This window comes from Shewanella sp. GXUN23E (genome assembly GCF_050865035.1).
Lineage (GTDB): Bacteria > Pseudomonadota > Gammaproteobacteria > Enterobacterales > Shewanellaceae > Shewanella.
This window is the reverse complement of record NZ_JBOZWP010000016.1, coordinates 98,172-106,140: the sequence shown is the minus strand read 5'-3', so window position 1 is coordinate 106,140 and position 7,969 is coordinate 98,172. Positions and strand designations below refer to the sequence as shown.

General features: G+C 48.8%; 9 protein-coding genes. 3 read left to right on the top strand and 6 right to left on the bottom strand.

The window, feature by feature from the left end; all coding sequences use genetic code 11:
- Both ACRRUX_RS14250 and ACRRUX_RS14245 read left to right on the top strand, forming a co-directional pair.
- Positions 1 to 208: disulfide bond formation protein B (locus ACRRUX_RS14250; protein WP_432531469.1), on the top strand; the 208-nt coding region annotated here is incomplete at its 5' end.
- Positions 209 to 569: 361 nt separating this feature from the next.
- The gene (locus ACRRUX_RS14245; RefSeq protein WP_432531467.1) at positions 570 to 1,223 is read left to right on the top strand and encodes a GntR family transcriptional regulator; all 654 of its coding nucleotides are present in this window, start codon (positions 570 to 572) and stop codon (positions 1,221 to 1,223) included.
- Positions 1,224 to 1,326: 103 nt separating this feature from the next.
- Here the strand turns inward: ACRRUX_RS14245 and ACRRUX_RS14240 are convergent, their stop codons facing one another.
- From ACRRUX_RS14240 to ACRRUX_RS14230, 3 genes are read right to left on the bottom strand one after another with little or no spacing between them, the layout of a single operon-like run.
- On the bottom strand, positions 1,327 to 2,292 hold the full coding sequence (locus ACRRUX_RS14240) for a DMT family transporter (RefSeq protein WP_432531465.1): 966 nt from the start codon (positions 2,290 to 2,292) through the stop codon (positions 1,327 to 1,329).
- 50 nt (positions 2,293 to 2,342) lie between these two features.
- Complete coding sequence (locus ACRRUX_RS14235) at positions 2,343 to 3,518, bottom strand: UxaA family hydrolase (protein ID WP_432531463.1); 1,176 nt, start codon at positions 3,516 to 3,518, stop codon at positions 2,343 to 2,345.
- A complete protein-coding gene (locus ACRRUX_RS14230; protein ID WP_432531461.1) occupies positions 3,518 to 3,847 on the bottom strand; it encodes a UxaA family hydrolase in 330 nt (109 codons plus the stop codon). Before ACRRUX_RS14230 ends, ACRRUX_RS14235 begins: the two co-directional genes overlap by 1 nt.
- A 566-nt stretch (positions 3,848 to 4,413) precedes the next feature.
- On the opposite strand from ACRRUX_RS14230, the gene ACRRUX_RS14225 reads away from it, so the two are divergent.
- Positions 4,414 to 4,593 (top strand): DUF2986 domain-containing protein, encoded by a 180-nt coding sequence (locus ACRRUX_RS14225; protein ID WP_432531459.1) that lies wholly within the window; start codon positions 4,414 to 4,416, stop codon positions 4,591 to 4,593.
- A gap of 121 nt (positions 4,594 to 4,714) precedes the next feature.
- Here ACRRUX_RS14225 and ACRRUX_RS14220 read toward each other — a convergent pair whose 3' ends face one another.
- The 3 genes from ACRRUX_RS14220 to ACRRUX_RS14210 form a co-directional block, all read right to left on the bottom strand.
- Entirely contained in the window at positions 4,715 to 5,548 is an 834-nt protein-coding gene (locus tag ACRRUX_RS14220) for a hypothetical protein (protein WP_432531457.1), read from the bottom strand.
- Between the two features lie 323 nt (positions 5,549 to 5,871).
- Positions 5,872 to 6,441: a DUF4125 family protein gene (locus ACRRUX_RS14215; protein ID WP_432531455.1), complete on the bottom strand. Its 570-nt coding sequence runs from the start codon at positions 6,439 to 6,441 to the stop codon at positions 5,872 to 5,874.
- Positions 6,442 to 6,494: 53 nt separating this feature from the next.
- On the bottom strand, positions 6,495 to 7,832 hold the full coding sequence (locus tag ACRRUX_RS14210; protein ID WP_432531453.1) for an MFS transporter: 1,338 nt from the start codon (positions 7,830 to 7,832) through the stop codon (positions 6,495 to 6,497).
- Positions 7,833 to 7,969: the final 137 nt, after the last annotated feature.

Sequence of the window (7,969 nt, the reverse complement as noted above, 5' to 3'; positions counted from 1 at the left end):
CTGTTCAACAGACCCACGTTTCCCCCTGAACCTGCCGCTGGATGAGTGGCTGCCATTCGAATTCGCGCCAACCGGTGGTTGTGGTGAAGATGACTGGACCCTGCTTGGCATGAACATGGCGCACTACTGCATGATTGCCTACACCTTCTTCATGATTGCGCTGGCGCCTTTGACCTTTGGCTGGCTGAGAACTTATTTCAAAAAATAATAATAAGTTGCTTCGGATATCCCGCGCTGGCACGGATGTACACCAGCCCGGGATGTCTCTGGCAATGCATCACTCTTCTTCATCGTTTGGGTGGCCTGTCGGTCACCTTTTTTCATTTCCCTGACCGGGGTCTTGATTAAGTTGCCAGCGTCATTGCAATGTCCGGAGTGTCTGATGAGCTCCTGCTGTCAGACTGCAGGAGCTGCTGACAGGATATTCAGCACCGATTTTTTGTGAAGTGGATCGCCAATGTCGGGGAGCCCGGGGCGACAGTATTCTGGAGCCGGGGGTTCATCTGGTAAGCTGTGAAGCGTAATCAGGTTAGTTGGTCTACAGAGCCAAGAAGGGGCGTACTCTGAGCATGAAAATCGTTAAACAAAGTCTGGAAGGACAAACGACTCAGTATCTGCGTCAGGCGATCATCGAAGGTCATATTGGGCTGGGCGAGAAAATTGTGGAAAGCACTCTGGCCAAAGAGCTGGATCTGTCCCGCAGCACCATACGTATGGCGCTCAATTCTCTGGTGCACGACGGCCTGGTGGTACAGAAGCCCTATTCCGGCTGGCATGTGATCTCCATCGATCGTGATGATCTGTGGGAGCTGTATAACCTGCGTCTGGCACTGGAAGGTCAGTCGGCAGAAATGGCGGCGCTTAAGGCATCCAATGACGATAAAGCCCGCCTGCGGCAAATGTTTGAGGAGTATTGCGAGCTGTGCAGCAAGGCTCCTTCCGATATGCATGCGGTCAGTGAGATGGACTGGCGTTTTCATCAGCTGGTTGTGGAGATCAGCGGCAGTGCCCGGATGCAGGCGATGTATGAACGTATTCTTTATCAGCTGAAAGCTTACATAGGCATGAGCCATCAGGATTATGATTTGTCCCAGAGCGGTGAGTCTCACCGGGCGCTGGTAGAAGCCATTTGCGCCGGTAATGGCGAGTTGGCCAATAAGGAAGCCAGAGCCAACATCACGCTGTTCAGTGAGTTGCGCAGCGAAGAGTTTGCTGCTGAATAGTCGTGAGCAGACCCTAATAACATTTAGGTTTTACCAAAGCTAATAAAAACGCCCGCATTTGCGGGCGTTTTACTTTTAAAATCAATTGCTTAATTATTGGCAATTATTCAGCAACAGCATGCTTTGACGCCGCCTTTCTACCGAATTTCAATTTGTCGCCCACAGTGTAGATACACAGGGCGATGACCACAGTGATAACCCCGGCCAGTTTTTGCAATGTGATGGTTTCACCGAGCAGAAAGTAAGCCACAATCATGGCGAACAGCGGCAGTACGTTAACCGCCATAATGGTGATAACGGCATCCTGGGTTTTGAGGATAGCCACTTCCCACACCACATAGGCAATACCGGAACACAGCAGACCCAGTGCCATGATACTGGCGAAGTGCTTGCCGTTTTCCACCAATACTGCAGCAGAGCTGAAGTCAGAGCCTATCACCAGCCCCAGGAGTATCAGCGCAATGGTGGCTGCCGAGAACTGATAGAAACAGCTGGAGAAGGTGTCATAGCGGGAGTTCAGATCCGAGCCGAACTTACCCAGAATGTAGTTGTAAGTCACAAAGCCCAGTACACCAAACAGGGCGAACAGATGGCCCAGGTTCAGCCCCTGGATCTTGTTGGAAGGATCGTAAGCGATCACTCCTGCGCCAATCAGCGACATGACGACAGCAAACACCTTGGGTGCCGATGGCTTGATTTTGTCGATCACAAATACTGCCAGCATGGTGATGAAAGGCGCCATACCATTGATCACGCCAATCTCGCCGGAGGACGTGTATTCATAGGCCAGAATGGTGAAGTAAAAGAATACCGCCTGAGCAGAAACCCCGGCCGCTGCCAGCAGCAGGACATCTTTTTTACTCTGAATTTTCTTCAGCGTATGTTTGCGTGAACAAGCGAACAACACAATAAAACCCAGAGTCGCAATGGCATAGCGGGCGATTGCCAGTACCACGGGGTCCATCTTACCGGCCAGCACCCCGCCCAGCGGGAAGGAGGCCCCCCACAATGCGGCGCACATCAATGCCAGCGCCAGACCCAGTGATTTGTTTGGAGTAATAGCACTCATTTTGTAGATCTCAAATAAAGGCGCATGGCAGCGCTTTTTAATACAGTGAGTTATTGCGGGCAAATGCCGATAACGTGTTCCAGACGCTGATCTTTCTGATACAGGGATGCATAGGCGTAGCCAACCCCTTCCAGATTAGTCTTGTCGCCACTGGCCACGGCCATCACGCGATCGACGATCTTGTTGGAGACATTGTCTATGGTGTCAGTGGCATCCATGATGCCGCAGGCATTGATGTCCATATCGGCGGTGATCAGCGAGCTGTTACCCGACACCCGGATCACAGGTACGATAGAGTTGTTGAAGCCTGCCGCGCCGGCGGTCCAGATGATCAACTGACAGCCCAGCGAGGCGAAGTGCATCGCCGCACCTCCGCAAAGCATGGTGGTTTCGGTCAGGTAGAAGCCCGGCTTGGTTGGCTTTTCTCGGTACAGATGGCTGATGCGCAGACAGTCCTGGATGGGGCGGGAACCTGTCTTGTGCATGGCACCCTGAGACTTTTCGTCGATCGTGGTCAGGCCGCCCACACTGTTGCCGATAGACATGGTTTCAGTGCCTTCAATCACATGCCAGCGCTTCAGATCTTCAGCGATCAGTCGTTCGATCTTGTCACCCACTTCTGGAGAAACTGAGCGTGCTTTGAGGATGTCTTCACAGCCCAGCAGTTCCAGCAGCTCACCAGCCATAGTGGTGGCTCCCAGATCAATAAGCTTGTCAGAGGCTGCCCCTACAGATGGGTTGGATGCCAGACCACTGGAGGTATCAGAGCCACCGCACTTGATACCAATGCGCAGTGCACTCACCGGCGCGTCAATGCGCGTTATGCTGTCGGCATAGGCTTTCAGTTGTTGGGCCAGTTCAATACCGTCTTTGATGGTTTCGATAGTGCCTTTGTTTTTAATCACAGTCAGACTGTGAGCAGGCAGGCCTTCAGCGCGAACCGGCCCGGCGACCAGCTCAGGGTCAATAGAGCCACAACCCATGGCAATCACCAGTACACCCGCGATGTTAGGGTTAATGCCGGTGTGGATGATGGTGTCGATCATCTCTTCGTTACCGCCGTACATACAGGTGTAGTGATTGGTTACCACCACGCTGCCGTCGATCTCTTTACTGATGTTGCGGGCGATACCTTCGCAGCACTCATCGATGGCGACGATCATAATCTGGTTGCGGATCCCAAAGGTGCCGTTGGGGCGTGGATAGCCTTTAAATGTTGCGGTCATTACTGTTCAATCCCCATCTGCTTGATGATTTCTTCGATAATGGCTTGTGGAATATCCAGCCGTTCACTGCGCACGTTCTGCACGTGAACCAGCTGGCCCAACGGGATCCCGGTGATGGCTTTACCGATGGAATGACCGGCTTTAAAAATACGTTCGCCACTGGCGATGTCGAACAGGGCGATCTTGTTGCCGAAGGTAATTTTCTGAAGTGCCTTAATCTCAGCGATCACCTCATTGTCGGCAGAAATGATCTCCACTGCTTCATGCTTTTGTACGTCACCCAGCAGGGTTGCTACGTTGTCGTTGGCAGCAAGTTTGATTGCTTTCATTTATCGTCTCAGCTTTCGTTGATTGTCCGGGGAGGCTGCCCTGTGCACCGGTCGCAGCGACTCGTTTCCGGGAACCCATTTGTCACCTAATGAGTGGGTATCCTGTCGAATTCTGACCCTGCGAAATGTTATCCGTTTTTCTTTCGCTTTAGTCGATTGTCCGACAATCGACAATTATACAGATAAGCTAAGGCTGAAATACGATCCTGATCACAGTGGACCGGCGTGTTATCAAAATTGCGATCGTGCCCACATAAGTCTGTGATAGCGCAATGCCAGTGGTTTTTATTAAACGCTTATTGAACAATGGTTGTCGTGAGTGTGTGTGCTTACTGTTACATTTGCTGTATCGGCATATCGTCAGCCGTGGGTGCATGCTCAAACACCGGATGCCGAGTGTGATATCAAGGCAATACTGTTATAGTGCGCCGGTTGTTCGCGCCCGATCCTTTGGTGAGCTGAGCCCTGCGTCAGTTAGAGGGGGGGCAATTGGAGCACCGGACTAACTGGGTAAGGGATTCACGGGATCGCCGAATCAATCAGCCGCTAATTTTTAATGAGATACCATGAACCGCAGAAAGAAAATCAATCAAACCCTGATCGCCAAAGACAAGAAGAAAAAGGCCAAACTCCATGGCAGCAATAAGCCGAAATACGTCAGTAAAGCCGAGCGGGAGATATTGGCAGGATTGGCAACAGAGGACGGGATGGCGACAGACACAAGCGTTTGTGCTGAGCTGCAATAGTCAAAGGCCGTAGTGATAGCCTGTTGATTTGAGCTGCATTCAATTGGACTGCAGTTACGTGCCACTGTCACAGGTTACCGGCCGTTAGCCGGCAACCTTACAGATACCGTTTTAGGGGCAGTTAAAATCTGTAGCTTATTGCCGCCTCAAATATATTGCCATCACCATCACTGCCGTATCCGGTGACATTGTATTTGCTGATATAGGTCGCACTGGCGCTGAAGTTATCATAGATGGGGAAAGTAAACCCAAGGCGCAAATGATGGCCATAACCGGTGTCGTTGGGATTGTTTGATACCGCGTTATACATGCTGTCGCGGGCAAACTTGGCTTCATACAGCAGGCCAACGCCAATTTGGTAATCCTGGGATATCGGAATATTACGGCTCGCGGTCAGCATAAAGATCCCGGATGATATTCCATTGGTACCATCATCAACATGCACGCCGAACTTATCTTTGCCATTAATCGGTGACTTTACCGAAATGGTGTAGTTATAGCCAAGTGCGGGTCTGACCTTAAAGCCGAATAGTTCAGTATCCCATGAAAATCCAATGTAGTTATTATTTTCAACAATATAATAACTTGAAATAAACGCATTGTAGAGCCAGAAATTAAGTTTACTGTTATATAGGTTTTTATTAAGTGTGCTGAAAAACCTGACTCCGGTATAGGCGCCTACGCCCTCCTGATCTAAAAAACTATTACTGGAGCCCATTTTAAATGGGTCATCAAAGTGAATCGCAGTATCATAATCGCCCCAGCTATATTTACTGTTGCGGATAAGCTTATAGATTTGTCTGTCTTGCTTGGTCATGGCCTCACTACCAAGACCGGTATCAGAAAGGTGCGATTCATTGGCGATGCTGAATATCCAATGCTCTTCCAGTAGCTCTCCCTGGCAAACACCGGGTATTAGCAGCGCTGCGAAAAATGCAGTACGGCTAATTTTCATGATAGTACTCCAAGTATAAATCTAGCTCAGTTTAGAATGCTCAGAAAACGAACATTGATTAAGGTTATATCTCTGCTTGCTGGTAAATACTTACATTGATTATTATGCTATTAATTAACTTTGTGTATATCAGAGCCTGCTGTATCTCAAATGGTCATGATTAAACTATTGGCAAACTATATTAAGTTGCTTGGCATATACTTAAATAATTAATTCAATAAGCAGGTTTTTAGCTTGTTTGTATTTCAGGTGCAACTCATTCAATGGGGAACGGTTATATCAGGATTGAAAAAACCGATTCCAACAGGCCCCAATATTTCGGGTTAATGCATTTTCACAAATGACTTGAGCGACAGTGCATGCTCCAGCTCTGGTATGGATTGATAACCCATCGCCAGACTGAGGTTACTGTAACGCTCTTCAATCAGGTTTCTTCCTTCTGCTTTTGCTTTGGCAAAAAAGTCACTGATCATTGCGATGGTTGTACTCGATAAGGCGCTGTATTCACAGCGTATATATTCACCCACTCCGGAGTCGAATGATGCCAGTAAGAGCGGATATTTATGGGTAATTTCAACAATCCAGTCCATTTCAGTAGCCACTAATTCATCTATTCGATGGGAGTCCGTCATGGCACACTGTCGTTTTTCAAGGCATGCATACTTCTCGGATATAAAATTGCGACCAATTGCTTTTGCCTGATTCATCTCTTCAAGATAGGCATCGACAATGGATGATGGCCAAATCGAATGATGCATTTCCCGCATCAGCATAAAATTTCTCAGTCTCTCCTCAGACGGAGGAAAAACCGTAGAGCTGACAGTGCGAAACATATCCAGCTCCAGTTCAATCACTGCTTTTACCGATGTACTTTTTGATTTGTTTTTAGTCATATCCATTTCCCGAAGAAGTCGACCAAGATACCGGTAATTGGTTTTCCCGGTGGTTAGCTAACTGAATTTGATACTTCTGGTACATTCAGCTGCTCCGGTTTAGTTTGCAGCGTCATTGGCAAACTGGTAGCAAATAAGGCAGAAACAAGGAAAGATCCCAGAGCGAACAGTATGGAATAGGTGTAACTTCCGGTACTGTCTTTTAAATAACCGCCAATCAGTGGACCGACGAAAGGACCAATACTGACCACAATCAAGGTTGCCAGTCCCCATACCTTTCCCAGGCTGACTCGCCCATATATCGCGCCGGCATAACCGATAATCGCCGCCGGAACTACGGCCCAGTATACGGCAAAAATGATGCAGGCAAGACCGCCAATAAAGATTTCTGTTGGATTTTGAAATAGCAGCAAAGTGCAGGAAATCGCCCCCACCAATGGACCAAAGATCAGCATAAGTTTTCGACCTTGAGCTTCACTGCTGGATCTGCCTACCACTTTATCTGACACGACTCCCATTAAGGGCATCAAAATAATGCCAGATAAACCAATAACCACATAAAGGTTGGTGGCGCCTTCAAGCGGTAACTGCAAATCAGTAACCCAATAGCTGACCACCTGAGTCCAGATTAAAAATTCCGCCAGCATGCTGGTCAGTAATATTATGATGGCGCCCCAGATCGGGTAGGTCACATACGCCTCTTTAATGGTCCAGATCCGTTCAGATTGCACTGCAGTATTAGGCTCTTCACCGTATGGGGTCAGGCCATAATTCTCAGGAGCATGCTTGGTTGCCAACGCTGCAATGGCCATGCAGACAAAGGTTAAAACACCCAGTACCTGCATGGCTGTGCGCCAGCCATCACCTTCAGCGGTAAGTAAAATCTGTTTGACGAACAGACTCATGACAAGCTGTGCCACCGGCGCCCCCATAAAGGCGATACCCAGCATCCTGGCGTAGTTCTTACCTATGTACCATTTGCGGATGGCAATAATCGAAGAAACCCACATCATGCCTGTCCCCACTCCTGACAGGATGCCGTAACAGGCATAATAAGCGTAAAGATTGTCCGTCAGGCTGGTAATGTAAAATCCGGCGGCACCAAACACTGCGCCAATGGCGTAGACCGGCCGGGTTCCCCATTTATCGACAATCATGCCACAGAAAAAAGCGGCGATGGCGTAGGTCGTCATCATTAACGAATAGCCCAGAGTCACTTCAGTTTGTGACCAGGCCATGTCCTCGCTCATCGGCACCTTAAGGATTGAAAAGGTCGCCCGATAACCAAACAGGCAGAATATTGCCAGCCAGGCTGCAACAACAACCGACCAGCCATAAAACGATTTGCTTCTTATCATAATGCGCCTCTGGTCTGGGATGGACTTTCCCACTGCCGGTTTAATGGCTTTCCAATAAAGAAGCCCCGGGCAGTAAACTGCTTTGGACTTAGAGTTGGTCAGACATCCTGTTTACCAACTTAAAAATTACATATTGTCTGTTGACCGTAATGTTTTCTGACGTGCATGTA